The 13,299-nt window shown below is 58.6% G+C and carries 14 protein-coding genes; 5 read left to right on the top strand and 9 right to left on the bottom strand.

Annotated elements, in window-relative coordinates; genetic code table 11:
* Together NDI54_RS21195 and NDI54_RS21190 are read right to left on the bottom strand one after the other, a co-directional pair.
* A partial coding sequence (locus NDI54_RS21195) for a twin-arginine translocation signal domain-containing protein (RefSeq protein WP_310898300.1) occupies window positions 1-196 on the bottom strand: 196 nt, incomplete at its 3' end.
* Window positions 189-323 (bottom strand): hypothetical protein, encoded by a 135-nt coding sequence (locus NDI54_RS21190; RefSeq protein WP_310898299.1) that lies wholly within the window; start codon window positions 321-323, stop codon window positions 189-191. The genes NDI54_RS21195 and NDI54_RS21190, both read right to left, overlap by 8 nt.
* A gap of 186 nt (window positions 324-509) precedes the next feature.
* Here NDI54_RS21190 and NDI54_RS21185 point away from each other — a divergent pair, with 186 nt between their 5' ends.
* The 5 genes from NDI54_RS21185 to NDI54_RS21165 all read left to right on the top strand — a co-directional run bounded on the left by NDI54_RS21185 (window position 510) and on the right by NDI54_RS21165 (window position 3,152).
* Window positions 510-1,013, top strand: coding sequence for a helix-turn-helix domain-containing protein (locus tag NDI54_RS21185; protein ID WP_310898298.1), 504 nt, complete (start codon window positions 510-512; stop codon window positions 1,011-1,013).
* The gene (locus tag NDI54_RS21180; protein ID WP_310898297.1) at window positions 1,006-1,410 is read left to right on the top strand and encodes a hypothetical protein; all 405 of its coding nucleotides are present in this window, start codon (window positions 1,006-1,008) and stop codon (window positions 1,408-1,410) included. Before NDI54_RS21185 ends, NDI54_RS21180 begins: the two co-directional genes overlap by 8 nt.
* Before the next feature lie 7 nt (window positions 1,411-1,417).
* Window positions 1,418-1,882, top strand: coding sequence for a type II toxin-antitoxin system death-on-curing family toxin (locus tag NDI54_RS21175; RefSeq protein ID WP_310898296.1), 465 nt, complete (start codon window positions 1,418-1,420; stop codon window positions 1,880-1,882).
* 10 nt (window positions 1,883-1,892) lie between these two features.
* The gene (locus NDI54_RS21170; protein WP_310898295.1) at window positions 1,893-2,024 is read left to right on the top strand and encodes a hypothetical protein; all 132 of its coding nucleotides are present in this window, start codon (window positions 1,893-1,895) and stop codon (window positions 2,022-2,024) included.
* A gap of 735 nt (window positions 2,025-2,759) precedes the next feature.
* On the top strand, window positions 2,760-3,152 hold the full coding sequence (locus NDI54_RS21165) for a tyrosine-type recombinase/integrase (protein ID WP_310898294.1): 393 nt from the start codon (window positions 2,760-2,762) through the stop codon (window positions 3,150-3,152).
* A gap of 31 nt (window positions 3,153-3,183) precedes the next feature.
* Here NDI54_RS21165 and NDI54_RS21160 read toward each other — a convergent pair whose 3' ends face one another.
* The 7 genes from NDI54_RS21160 to NDI54_RS21130 all read right to left on the bottom strand — a co-directional run.
* Entirely contained in the window at window positions 3,184-3,606 is a 423-nt protein-coding gene (locus tag NDI54_RS21160) for a hypothetical protein (RefSeq protein ID WP_310898293.1), read from the bottom strand.
* 35 nt (window positions 3,607-3,641) lie between these two features.
* Window positions 3,642-7,097 carry a DUF5817 domain-containing protein gene (locus tag NDI54_RS21155; RefSeq protein WP_310898292.1) on the bottom strand — a complete coding sequence of 1,152 codons (3,456 nt, stop codon included), beginning with the start codon at window positions 7,095-7,097 and terminating at the stop codon, window positions 3,642-3,644.
* A 335-nt stretch (window positions 7,098-7,432) separates the two neighbouring features.
* Entirely contained in the window at window positions 7,433-7,735 is a 303-nt protein-coding gene (locus NDI54_RS21150) for a hypothetical protein (protein ID WP_310898291.1), read from the bottom strand.
* Window positions 7,732-8,037 (bottom strand): hypothetical protein, encoded by a 306-nt coding sequence (locus NDI54_RS21145; RefSeq protein ID WP_310898290.1) that lies wholly within the window; start codon window positions 8,035-8,037, stop codon window positions 7,732-7,734. Before NDI54_RS21145 ends, NDI54_RS21150 begins: the two co-directional genes overlap by 4 nt.
* Before the next feature lie 352 nt (window positions 8,038-8,389).
* Window positions 8,390-12,274, bottom strand: coding sequence for a hypothetical protein (locus NDI54_RS21140; protein WP_310898289.1), 3,885 nt, complete (start codon window positions 12,272-12,274; stop codon window positions 8,390-8,392).
* A gap of 414 nt (window positions 12,275-12,688) precedes the next feature.
* Window positions 12,689-12,973 carry a hypothetical protein gene (locus NDI54_RS21135; RefSeq protein WP_310898288.1) on the bottom strand — a complete coding sequence of 95 codons (285 nt, stop codon included), beginning with the start codon at window positions 12,971-12,973 and terminating at the stop codon, window positions 12,689-12,691.
* On the bottom strand, window positions 12,973-13,299 hold a 327-nt coding region (locus NDI54_RS21130; protein ID WP_406600218.1), incomplete at its 5' end, for a hypothetical protein. The genes NDI54_RS21130 and NDI54_RS21135, both read right to left, overlap by 1 nt.

Below are 13,299 nucleotides of genomic sequence, written 5' to 3'. Positions count from 1 at the left end.
CTTCGACGGTGACTTTGTTTAGGTTGCCAGGGACGGCCCCGCAGTCTGTTATCGAGTAGTTGCCGTCGTCTCTCACGCTTTGCTCCTCAATGACGGAGCGTGGATCGGGAGTCTCGGCAGACGCCGATTGTGGAAGCCCGGCGAGAGCAGCTGCCGCAGCGGCGCCGAGGAACTGTCGGCGGCTCGGGTCACTCATCGGCATCGACCTCACGGAGATCAGGGGCCGCTGCGAGCAGTTCGTGCGCAATATCTATCTGTTCGGTACTATCGTCTTTTCCATCGAAGTTATCCAGACGGAGTGAGTCAGTTTCGAATGCGGTCATGGTTTCGGCCGCGCGGCGTCGGTGTCACAACCACCGGCGTCATTCTGTGACGCAAACCGCGCGTAGTATCCACTCAATCCGCATTGCACTTAGTATTAACGCTGTCAAATGATTTGGTAATGTTGTCCGAAAAAGATATGGCAATGGCACTGGGATTGATATTGACGTGGTAAAATGAATCAACAAATGGAAAATCCAGTTGAGGAGTTCGACGAATTGCATTGGAAGATAGTCGATGTGCTCAGAGAGGGGAGAGCGACTCCTTCATACCTATCCCAAAGGACCGGAGAGAGCCGCCAACTCGTATCGCAACGACTCCGAGACCTGCGGCTTTCAGGGTTTGTCGAGAAGGTTCACAAGGGCCTCTATGAACTTGTAGAAGACCCACGACAGGGCTCGCGCGAAGTACCTCACGAGATGATATCTGCCGTCAATGCGATTGAGTGGGAAGGCCAGGGCGGCGCGAAGACAGACGAGAGGGTCCGTGCGCTTGCCTCTGCAGTTGCATTACTGAAGGAACGTGGTGAGAGTGCGCCCGTTGTCCTCCGCCGTCACATCAACAACGAGTTCGACTTAGAGCTGAAGGATTCCAGCGTTCAGCGGTTGCTGTCCGATAACCTGCCGAAGATCCCACAGGTCGAAACGGAGTCGAGTGGGCAGATCTACGTGTGGAACGAAGAAAATGAGTGACGGCGAGAACAAAAGGCGCGAAGAGCAGCCAGTTGTTGTCGAGGAATACGCTCATAACTGCCAGATAGTTCGTGAGGACGAAGGCGAGTATGAGCGTTACCACTACGAAAATCCGATGGGACGAGTCAAATCGTTCGACAGTCTTGACAGAGCACGACTGTACGCCGATGTCCAGACGGTAATGGGTGGGTTTCGAGACGAGAAGATCGGCGAGCGAGGTGTTCCGCCAGCGGTCGCACGAGCTCGTGAGGATGTTCTCGCAGCGTACTTAGTATCAAATCCCACGATGGGTATAGAATGGGTCGCAAGATCGTTCGGAGTCGATGAGGATGTAGTCCGAAATTATTGCCAGATGGTACAGGAGCGCGCTGAAAAGAAGCGAAACGAGGACAGCTAGGAGTCGAATGACTGAGAACGATGATGGGGTTCAGTACCCGACCCCGGAAGATATCCTCGCCATGCACGAGGCGATCGTGACGGCGGACCCCGAGGCCGAACGCGGTGTCAGAAAGCCAGACGCGCCAGAGTCGGCACTGACCTACATCTCCGAGGGCTACTTCGGAGAAGTGCCGGAAACAGTTCACGAGAAGGCCGCCCACTTGATGCGCTTGCTCGTGTCCGATCATGCGTTCGTCGACGGGAACAAGCGAACGGCACTCAACACGACAGCCACATTCTACGCGATGAACGGCTACTACTTCGACTACGGCCAGGAGATCAAGGCGATTCTGAAGAGTTTCGCTGGCGCGGACGAGGTCGACGTCGACCGTGCGATTCACCGCTGCGAGGAGATTGCCAGGCCGGTTGAGGACATCGAGGACGAAGAGATCCGTGCGAAGGTTGAACGCCTCCAAGAGAGGGTAAAGTAGAAATGTACCAATGACGAATATCGATACAGAACGACACATGGCGGCACACACTGAGAACGACCGAACCGCAGCGATCCTTGAGTTCGCTGAGTTCGACCGCCAGGAGCACAAAGAGGTCTACGACGACCTCGCTGACGAGTAACGATTTCTTCGAGCGACAGTCTTCGAGAATGGTACGGAAGCAGCCTGTGAGCGACGAAGAATTTCAAGCGATGCCCGATCGCGTCAGTGATCACTTCCAGCACGTCTGCGACCGCCTCGACGAGGAACTCGACGTCGACGAAGACTGACGAAATCCGCTCGGCCTGATTTTTGTTCTGGCAGTTTGTGTAGTGCTGCTTCTCATACAATTCGGGACGGATAGCTTCAGTAACACTCGTAATCCGGTGTCAAACTACCCGCTCAGTCTCGATGAATTCCATCTCATCATGCATCGAAATCGGGGTTGTGAGCGTTCTGTCTGAAACTCAGGTGTCGAAATCACCTGCTCCGGTTGATGAATGTTACACCAAGTATCGGTATTTTTAATGAGTTTCAGTACCATCAATTTGATAGCTTTTACATGCCATATCGTGACCAATTGCCGCTGCCCGCCGATGGGTTCTCGCGTTTCAACGAAGCCGCCCACGAACACGATGACCCCCAGTATCGACTGATCGGTCAGATGCTCCTCCACACAGGCATGCGGAATGGCACTGTCGGACACTGCCACGAAGACTGGGTGGAGCAGGGGCCGCACGGTCTCCAGATCCGTGTGCCTCGACAGTGGCCCTGCACGATCGGCAACGGCGACACAGGATGCTATCATTGCAAGAAGGAACGGTCCCGTGGTCCGCCGGACACCTGGCGCCCAAAATCTGAAGCCGGGACCCGGGTTGTGCCGGTTCCGGATGACTTCTACGATTACCACCTCGACAAGCGGGTCTCTATCGAACTACCCGAGCTGCTGGATAGCTACTTCTCGCTAAACGACTCTGTCTCTACCAGCACCAGCAAAATCAGCGAAATCGTCCACCACCTCGCGCGGGACGCCGGCCTCGAGGAGATCCAGGGCCGCGGGTGGGTCGAGCGTACGCACTGCGGTCGGACCGAGCAGTTCCCCGATGTCACACCCCACGACCTCCGTGGCTCCTGGGCGTGCCAGCTCGTCCGAAGCGACGTGAACCGCTTCCGGGCCCGCGACTGGGGCGGCTGGGCTGACGTTGCGATGCTGAACAAGTACGCGAAGTTCGTTGGCGGCGGCGACGGCAGCGACCGCGAGAAGTACTGACTGATAAGTCAGCTCTTATTTGGGAAGTTTCTCAGCGCTCATCATACACATCAGAGATTCGGTCCATAGATCCAGCTATGATCTGTTCATCAAGATCCACACCGTCGGGATGCGGGATCTGTTCCTTCCGGAACCAGCTTTTAATTCCGAATTCGAATGGAATCCATACGTCGTCAGTCAGCAGAGCAAAGGCGAGTACCGATTCAGACGGGTCCAGAGCCTCGCCACCACTGGTGATCGTAGTTTCTCCGGAGCCAACAGCGTATGGATCGAGTATCCAGGCCTCACATCCGTTGTGTCTCTCAGCGTAGGCGGCTTCGAAACCAGCAATTTCGTCGTAGCACAGAGGTCTACTTGGAAGTGTATCGAGTTCTTGCACCTGTTTCTGTGCAGCCAGTTTGAGGAACAGTTCCTGTTTATTTTCGAGATTACGTTTGGTTTCGGTCGTAGCCATTGTTTTTGATTTTGTGTATCCTCAGTTTCAGTTCACTACTCTGCTGCGACAGTAGCGAGTGTCGTCTGTGAGTCAGCAGTGGTCGACTGCTGTCCGGCGATTTGCACCCCTGGGGGGTCTGAATAAGACTGGCTATCGCCCTCGTGCCAGCTGTCACAGAACGCCCTGAGGATTGGTCGCCAGTCCTCGAGGCCGAGCTCCTCCAGGAGCCAGTCGACGTCGTCGATCCGCTTCCCGATCTCGTAGTAGCGATCAGGCGGAATCTCGACGAACTCCGTCTCGGCAACAATCTCGAGTATCACGTTCCCCGGCGCCGTCGGCGGCGACGACTGCTTGATGTGACCGCCTGCCGGCTGTGGCTGTGGCGATGGATGCGCCTCGTGGTACGGCTGCCTATCGTCTGTCGTCGACGACCACCAGGGTTCGAGGTGGGCGACGAAGCCGGTCTCTGTCTCTTCCACCAGGAAGAACGCACGGAGCTTCCGATGATGCCGGTCGTACGAGTTCGTCGACGTCACCTCGATGAGGTCCTGCCGATCAAGCGGCTCGTCGCTCGCGAACAGCGCCGATAGCATCTTCCGTGCAGATGGAGGTAGACTCGGGAATATCGCTGTTTCAGGCAACGAGGCCAGTGCATTTTCGACCGACCGTGTATCGAGGCGGTCATACACTTTATCCCGTGATTCCAGCGAGTGTAGTGCATCAGCCACCAAGAATGGGTCTGGACCGTGGTTGTCCATCGCGAGGGCTGCCTCCAGGCAACGGGTAAGCCCGTCAAGATCATCGCGGTGGTTCTCGTTGAATCCCTTGCGTTCGGCAACGTCCCGGACAAGCCCCCGAATGTGAGCATGAGAGTTAGCCTCGACCATCGGAATATCGAGCACAGCAGCCTCTTCGACGCCTTCACGAACCCGTTCTCGAAGTCGACTCGATTCCTTCGCGACGGCGTCCTGGACGTGCTCCCGCAGCGAGGTCGCGTCCGGACCAGAGATGATCCACGAAGCAGTGAGGTCAGCTGTTGGATCGTCACCGATCTCGTAGGACGTCCTCGAGCGAAGCTTCTGCGGGCGGTCTTCCTGGAGCATTCTGAAGATGCTGTGGAAGCCGTTCTGGTCCTCGTAGCCGGCCTGTTTCGTAACAGTGAACCGCATGAAATTGAGGAAATCCTGAAGGGCCTCCTCGTTGTCGAGCAGCTCCTTTGTCCGCGGCAGCCGAATATTGAACGTGACATCGATTCCGGCGGCACGGTACAGATGGGTAGCTGAGCACAGCAGACCGTGGAGATCGTCGAACAGTTCGCTACGGAGACCTGAGTCCAGGTCGTGAATCTTAGCAACCTTGGATAGGAGCCGCGATCGGACACTACCCCACCGCTCACGGAAATTGAGGTAGTGGTCCAGCTCGTCTTCAGAGATCCAGCCCATTTGATGCGACCGGATCATCACCTCGTGGATATCGTTCTCAAAGGAATCTACGCCGTCATGGAGGTTTTCGAACTGCTTTCCGACGGCATCGAGGTCGAGCGCCTTACTGAACATTTTGTTGGAGAGTAAGGCTGAACAGAGACGTGCCAGTATCTGTGCCGGGCCGCCCCATTGCGTAACGACGAGGGCATGATCGTCGAAAATCGACGTATAAGAGACACGGCCATCGCCATTCGGAGCCTGCCGGTTGTCCGTCCAGTCGATGATATCCGCATCGACAAAGTTTACGCCGGAGACGCGCTCTCCGGCGAGGATACGGCGGTGCATCTCTGGCGGTTCGACAGAGCGAGGACCGGTAGCGTCCCCGAGCCACTGCTCGTAACCCTCCTCACCAGGATCGCCCGTCTCCGCCATCCACCGTTCGGCCGGGGGGTGCTGGTCCCCTCCTGTCTCCTGGCGCGATACACTGTGCTTGTGAGACGCTGGGGGGCGTCCATAAGACGCACCCAGCAGTTGGGATTGGTCAGGGTGAACGACGTTGCCTTCCAGGTCGACGTAGTCCTGTGCAGTCTCTCCAAGCGGCGTCAGAGCCACTCTGTTTGACGCGTGAGCGCGGTCAACCTCGATGAGCCCCACTGCCTCCAGTTCCGACAGATAGCTGTCTATACTAGCGTCTGCGTAGTCTATCGCGGTATCCTGCTTCAGGGCTTTCACCGAACGAGTGTCGCCTGTATCGAGGTGAGCCAGCGTCGTGAGGAGACCTGTCTGGGTGGCGTTGTCGTCGACGATCTCCCAGGCATCGCTCCCCTCCTTTGCTTGTTCTGGCAGCTCGTCGACGGCCTCTGGTCGGCGGGAGGTCGTCCCGGACTCAGTAAGGAATTTGAAGCGCTCAGCCCACGCTGGCGCGGCCCCATCATCGTCCTCATCGAGGGCGTTGCGGACGAGCCGGCGGACGCGCTGACGGATACCTGGCGACATCCAGAGCCGGACATCGAAGCCCTCAGCGAGTACGTCAAATGTCGCGAGCGCTCGCTTGACGGTATCCGCGTCAGATCCTGTCCATTCCTGCCCGTCTAGGACAAACGTCTGTGGGAGCGGTACATCGCGCTCTGCGTGGAGAGCAGCCAGGGAGTGCCGGAGTGCATCAATCCCAGCGTTGAACTGTCCGTGACTGGTCCCCGTCGTTTCGAGTGTTCGCCGAATCCGTTCGATCTGCTGTTCGCCCTCGAAGCCACGCCGGACTCGGTAAACGTCATCCGCCCACAGCAGCGCGTATCGGGAGATCGCGTCGAGATAGGAGCGGGCCTCCTCAATCGAGCCGACATCGGCGTCAACGGTTTGCTGGACGAGAGTGCCGTCCCCGTCGATACGCTCGAGGCCAGCAACGTCCTGGACGAGCTCGTACTGAGTGAATGCCTCCACCGTTCCGGCATCCACATTCGGGTCACGATAATCGAAGTTTCCTCGGTCGGCTGCGAGTTCCTGGACGAGCCGTGCCGTCGACGGGATCTGATCCTCGATCACCTCGTCAAGCCACTCGGAGGTGCGCGGACTGACATTCCGATAGGTGTGCCCTGCCTCTCCGAGCTGACTCTCTGGAGTGATGAGCGTCACACCAGTCGAGAGAGCATCTTCATTGGCGACTCCACTGAGTTGGCTCCGATCGGCGACCTCAACGTCGACATCGGGACCAGTGCCGGCACTGCTCGTGATCGAACCGCGATCCGTCGTGATCGTCTCCGTCTGGTCTGATGTGAGTTCATCAACGAGGTCGTCCTCGAGGCCGAGGCCGTCGAGATACTCTCGATCATCGACGATCGGGTTGGCAGCACGATCCTCCTGGAGCCAATAGGCATCAAGATCGGCATCAGCCTCTCCGCGCCGATCGGCGAGGAGTGCCGACCGTTTCTGTGCCGCGACATCGAACTCTTCAGCCGTTGCCTTTGGACGAAGGTTCTGCCGCTGGTGTTTGGTCCCACAGGTTGGGCAGGTAGCTGACTCATCGCCAGTGTGCTCGAGTATCCAGAGCGAGCTACACTCTGAGCAGCCGACAACCTGATACGTCACTGCTGACCACCTCGGAAGGCCGTCCGTTCGAATCTATACTTGTGCTCCGCCGTCGTAGTCTCACGCGCGTGCATCCTAGTCTTGTACAGACGCCCGCCGTCCGAAGACGGCAGCTCGAAAACCTACCACTGATTCGTCAGCGATAGATTTACAACGGAGCCAGCAGAAGCAGAAGGTGTCCAACCGCTGCTTTCTGTGGACGCTTGATTTCTTGTTAGTCGTTACTTTCATCGTCGTTAGAGAGAGTTTATAAACGTTCTCCCTGTGGCCACCCTCATCTGTCATTCTCGCAGAATTTGACAGGGAGCTACCAGCGTTGAGCTGGACACCGGCGCTCACCGCGACCACCTCACAGGCGGCCCGTTGTCCTGTTCGCTCTCCTCATCGTCATGGCCGAATCTCTGGACGTGCCGCAGCAACGATCTTGCCGACCGCCACCGCTCCGGGTGGATGATATCTTTTGGTTCAGCGTCTCCCGGGCCGTGCACTGTCCAAGCATCAAAATACTCGTTGAAGACCAACGAGACGCCGCAGTTGAGTGAGATAGTGACCTGCTCATCCCAGTCACGATACGCATGGCCGATTCGCTCGACGTCGTTCAACTCCGACCACGAAAGTCCGTCGTCGGTCTCGGTCACGCGGTCTCACCTCCTGCCGCCGGGTCTGCTGGTTGCGCGCCGCGGCTCTGGGTCAGGATATCGTCAACGCAGCCAGCGCAGATCGGGATATCGATCCCGTCGTACCGCAGGACTCGGTCGCCGTCCACAGCAGCACAGACGGAGCAGACGCCATCATCCAGATCGTTGCGGTTCGCTTTTAGATGGGCTGCGCAAAGCGCACAGATTGTCGGCACTGCCTGCTCTCGCCCATCGGTGATTAGTGATGGCGTCGTGGGGATCGCCGCGACATCGTCGCAGCAAAAACACTCTACCTCACTCATCACCATCACCGTCACAAACGCGGAAATGCGGCGCCCACCGGATGTTTGAGATTTCCCGCCCGCAGCGAGGGCACTCGGTCTGTTCGCTGTTGTCTTTCAGTTCGTTCAGTTCGTTTGCTTCCTTCTTGTCGGAACTCATGGATATGGATGTCTCTCGTTGGCTCTCAGGCGGTACTTTTAGGACCGAAGACGGCCAAGAAGGAAGCGAGACGGCCTCTCATCCGTGTCACCTCCTTCTCGGAGGTTCTCAAACGTTTGAGCGGTGCGTGTATCAATAGGGTATAGACCCGGCTAACTTAGTGCTCAGGACGTTAGACAGACTCGTTACGACTCGTTTTGAAAAAGTGAGCGTTCAGAACAGTCCGCCGGACGCGTCAAACTCGTCTTCGTCGAAGCCGCTCTGCTCGCCGCCAGACGAACCACCAAACGACCCGACACCCAGCACCTCGCTAGGCGTTGCGACCGCGTTGTCGAACTCAACGTTCTCGAACGACGGGGTGGCCGTTGGGAATTCTCGATCGCCCGAGTCCGGTTCGCCGTCGAAACTCGTCTCGAATCGTCGATCAAACCGAGTCTCAGTCCGCGTACCAGTCTCGACCTGGGTTCGGGTCTCGCTACGGGTTTCGGTGCGGTTCTCGAAGCCGATACGGGTCTCAGACCCACTCTCCTGTCCCAGCGACTGCCCGACTGCCGTTTCCGCGCCGATTCCCTGTTGTTGGCCGAACTCAGTGCCGTAGGAACTCTCAAAGCCAGTCCCGACAGCAAAGTCAGTCTCAAAGCCTTGTCCGAGCTCCTGGACAGGACTGGTGGTCCTCTCAGATCCACCGCCACCGATGCCCGGCCCGATGACAGACGGCTGCTGTGAACCCTCTGCCAGCCCACCAATGTCAGTTTCAACGCGACTTGTCCAGTCGAGTAATCCGCTTCGTTGGTCGGCCTGTCGGGTGTTTGTGTCGCTCTCAGCCCGTGTTGGTGCGTTGCTCCTGCTCTCACTCTCTGTCCGTCGCAGCTGGAGCAGTCCGTTCCCGACGTTGTCTGCATCACTCTGGTAGAGTTCCGCCCGTTGGCCGGAGTCGTCTGGCGTGAATGCCGGGCTGTCAGTGTCCAGATCACCGCGGAATTCCACACCAGGTGTGCCCTCTACATCGAGGTTACTGCTGTCGACAGTCCGCTGCCCGGGCTTGCCGATATCAACGCGAACGCCGACATTACTGACATAATCACGCGCGTCTGCCACTCGATCAGAGATAGCATCAGCGGGACGGCCCCGTCCGGTCGATTCGTCACCGATAAACCCTCCTATGGTGTCGTCTCCTTCGGTTACATATCCACGGGGGGCACTCGGCAGCTCGAAGTCCCGCCGGGTACGGCGGGCAGCAAGCTCTCCGCGCTGTCGTGCTTCCCGAACACGATCCGCGGTGTCACTCAACGGTGAGGATTCGCCTTCAGTAACAAATCCTCGAGGGACACTCGGCGGTTCGAAGTCCCGCCGGGCACGGCGGGCAGCAAGCTCTCCGCGCTGCTTAGCTTCCCGAACACGGTCCGCAGTGTCGCTCACCGGCGAGAATTCGCCTTCAGTAACAAACCCACGGGGGAAAGTCGGTAGTTCGGCATCACGCTGAACACGTTGTGCCTCAAGTTCCGCCCGCTGAACTAAGTCATTCATCCGTTCGGATGCGGCAACAGCGTTTGCCTCCGCTGATACTGCTGCGTTCTGAGCGCCTTGTGCGGCTCGCTGTCTTGCGTTTCCAGGCGCGGCTGACACAGACTCGGCAGCGTCACCGGCTCGCTCTCGAACAGCATTTGCAGTGTCTCCAGCCCGTGATCGGGCGGCCGACAGGGCAGCGTCCGCGTTGAAGTTTGCGTTCCGGGCAGCGGTCCGGGCGCGATCGGGTAAGTCTCGGATATCGTTTAACGCATCTTGAACCGTGTCAATGCTGGCCTGCCCCCGTGTCTGCGCGTTCGAGATACTGTCTTCGAGCGAGCGCCGGATATCTGCATTGACGTTTATTTCAACCCGTCCGGCAGCTGCGTTCGGCCCGATTTCAGCATCCACATTGGGCGTGTCAACGTCTGGAAGGAGGGTTGTGCCGTCAGTCCCGCTCCGTACTGACGCCACGCTTCCTGTGCTGGTGTCCGGAGTGTCCGTCCGCCGCAGGGCCTTCAGCACTTCCTCACCGGGCTGGACAACTGACCCGGCCGCCCGTGCGCCTGTTGACCCACCGGCCGCTCGACCGGCCGTCATGAGTCCCGTGGCGGCGAGCGTTCCACCGACGAGCTGCCCGCGCAGCTTATCTGGGCTGTCTTCGGCTTGCGCTGCCACGTCCACAGCGCTTCGAGCACCAGCGCCGGAAAGATCACTCTCGAACTCTTCAAAGTCCTGTTCGCTTCCACCAGCCACCGCTGTTGCATCAATACCCTCGCGTGCCACTTCGCCGGCCTCGATACCGGTTACAGCCAACTGTGCGGGGTTCAGAACCTGCCCAACGCCACGAACAGTGGCTTCGGCTTCGGCCGGCGACGGTCCGCTATCTGGTATCTCGTCGCCCTCTGTGTTGATGTTCACATCCGCGCGGAATCTCGCAATATCTCCCGCACCGGAGGCCAGTGGGTCGACGATCTCCCGGTCGAAGCCATCGGCGGCGGCGCGTAGCTGTTGTTCAATCTCACCCCGTCCACCGAACAGTTCTTGACTCGAGTCGTTCGCTCGCTGTTCTCGCGCCTCGCCGGCCTCAGACGTGTTCCCAGGCAGATCGACACCGGTGACGCCCTCAAAGTCTTCGACGATCGGCGTCAGTGCATCGCCCTCTTCCTGCTCCTGCTGCCCTTGGAGTTCCTGTGCGCCGCGTTGGGTGACATTGACCGTCACATTGCCGTTCTCGCGCTGAACGGTGAAGTCCTCGCCTTGGTCCAGCCCGGTTTCTTCCTCGAACGCAGCGGGACCGCCGAACGGGCTGCGTGTCCCAGTGGGGTCGGACTGATTGTTTTGTGCCTGGCCGCCGAGCGGATCGGGTTGACTGACAGCCGGTTGTCCACTGCTATTTGTGGCTGGTCCGTCGGTCTGGCGTTGTGCCGACGGTTCTGGCTGCTGAACCTGTGGCTCGCCGTCCTGGAAGGTGATATCATCCTCCCGAACCCCAGGGTTTGCCTCCGCAAGCGCCTGCTCCGTCGCTTCGTTCTGCACATCCTGCGATACGTCGACGCTGCCGTCGTCGTTGACAGAGACATCCGCGTTCGTGAAGGGCTCGTTCAGCTGGCGTTCGACCTGGCGCTCGGCCTGCTCATCGGCCTGCCGATCGGCGATGTTCTGTACCCGCTCTTCGCCGACAGGAGAGAGTCGGGCCTCGAGTTGGTCTCCGTCCCGAACGACCTCGACATCTTCCTCACGGAGATCGGCACCAGTTGTCTTGAGACCGTCGACGGTGTCGGTGATCTTCGTCCCCGCCACATCGTCCTCGAGAGACTGAGCCAGCTGTCGGATTTGTGGGTCACTCGCCGTGTCTTCGAGCTTCCCGGTGCGAGTTGCATCGATGTCCTCAGTCGAGTCGTTCGTCGATGCGTCGGTCTCGCTGTCGGGCATTGCCGCTTCCGACCCTTCGACACCGCCCGGGCCGATGCCTGACCCGCTCTGGCGGTTCGGGTCGCTGCTGGGACTGCCGCTGAGGTTGTTCGGAACCGATGAGTCCGGCCGCGTACTGCCCGATGAACTACCTCCGTCGCTGGACGAATCCGAACTGGCGTCATCAGATGAACCGCCCGTACTACCACTCGACGAGTCGCGGCTGCTTGAGGACCCACCCGGTGACGAGGTACCACTCGACGAGCCTCCGCTATCTCCCGACGAGTCGCTATCTTCAAACGGGTTATCCGTATCAAGCGACGGCTCGTCGGGAAGCGATGGACCATCATCGCTGTCGTCGAACAGATCGTCTGAGCCACCGGATGAACTGGCGGACGAACCATCAGTCGACCCATCGAGCATTTGGTCTTGCTCTTCGGTTGGTTCGGGCGTGCTGTCCTCTGAGTCGTCCGAACTACTTCCACCGCTTAGATTGTTGGGAACGGAAGTTCCCGGGCGTGTGCTCCCGCCATCGTCGTCGTCGGGTTCGGGTGGGTCCGGCTCTGAGTCAGAGTCCGGGTCGTTGTGGTTAACCTGATCGTCAATATCCTCACTGGAGTCGTTGACGACGGTGACATCTGGATTATCCTCCATCCACTTGTCCATCGCGTTACCCATCGTTCACCTCTCGGCTCTGAGCAGATCCCATCGCCGTCTTGTAACCGATCAAAAATCTCATTCGGTAGTCCTCCAAGTGGATAGAAAACGCCGAACAACCCTCAAACTCAGCTTGTTTGACAGACTCGTAAAGAACCGTGTAGACTCTGGTGGTGAGCAGTATCTCACTGCACCGCTCCTCACCAGATTGTGTGTTGCACCAGTTAGACAGCAGTTGGTGGCGTTGATTCACGCGCGATTTTATCTGTAGAGTGGGGAGTAGAGCGGTTCTACCGGCCGATTCAAGATTTTATTCGCTCTAATCGCAAGACAGCGGCGGGATTGATGGGTGGTGAATTTTGCATGAATAAGATATCCATCCTATATACACAATACAACACTGAGCCGGAACCCAGTTCAAGATTAAGGGGTGCGTCAGCAGGCCAGCGGCCAGGCCTGTGTCTCCCATACTGTGCGCTGGTCAACAGTGTCGGCGACCTCGAGGAGCAGCGCCACGGTGCTGGCGTCAACGTCGACGGGGACTGGCTCGGTTCCGACACCTGCGCCGATCACGGCGAAGGCCTCACCCATTGCGGGCGCGACAATATCGACAGTATAGCGACCGAGTGCCACACGAACAGCGGAATCGCTGTCCTGCAACCGGGTTTCCTCCGGACTTACCCTGGGGGTCAGGCCGCTTGATGTATGTTCGACCTGCATCAGAGATCGTCCTCGCCTTCGAACTCCCCTTCGGCTGCATCCGCTGCGACGACGAGTCGGGCAGCGAGGTCGCGGGCGTCGTCGGGGTCGAGGCCGGTATTGGCCTCGACTGGGCCAGAGATCCAAGAGAGTTCGACGACGTTCCATCCCTCCTCATCGTGAACGCCCTCAACTTCGATCGGGTCGTCGTTCATTTCCGCTTCGACGGTGACTTTGTTTAGGTTGCCAGGGACGGCCCCGCAGTCTGTTATCGAGTAGTTGCCGTCGTCTCTCACGCTTTGCTCCTCAATGACGGAGCGTGGATCGGGAGTCTCGGCAGACGCCGA

Source organism: Haloarcula terrestris (genome assembly GCF_031624315.1).
GTDB classification, from domain to species: Archaea; Halobacteriota; Halobacteria; order Halobacteriales; family Haloarculaceae; genus Haloarcula; species Haloarcula terrestris.
This window is presented reverse-complemented; position numbering and strand designations above follow the sequence as displayed.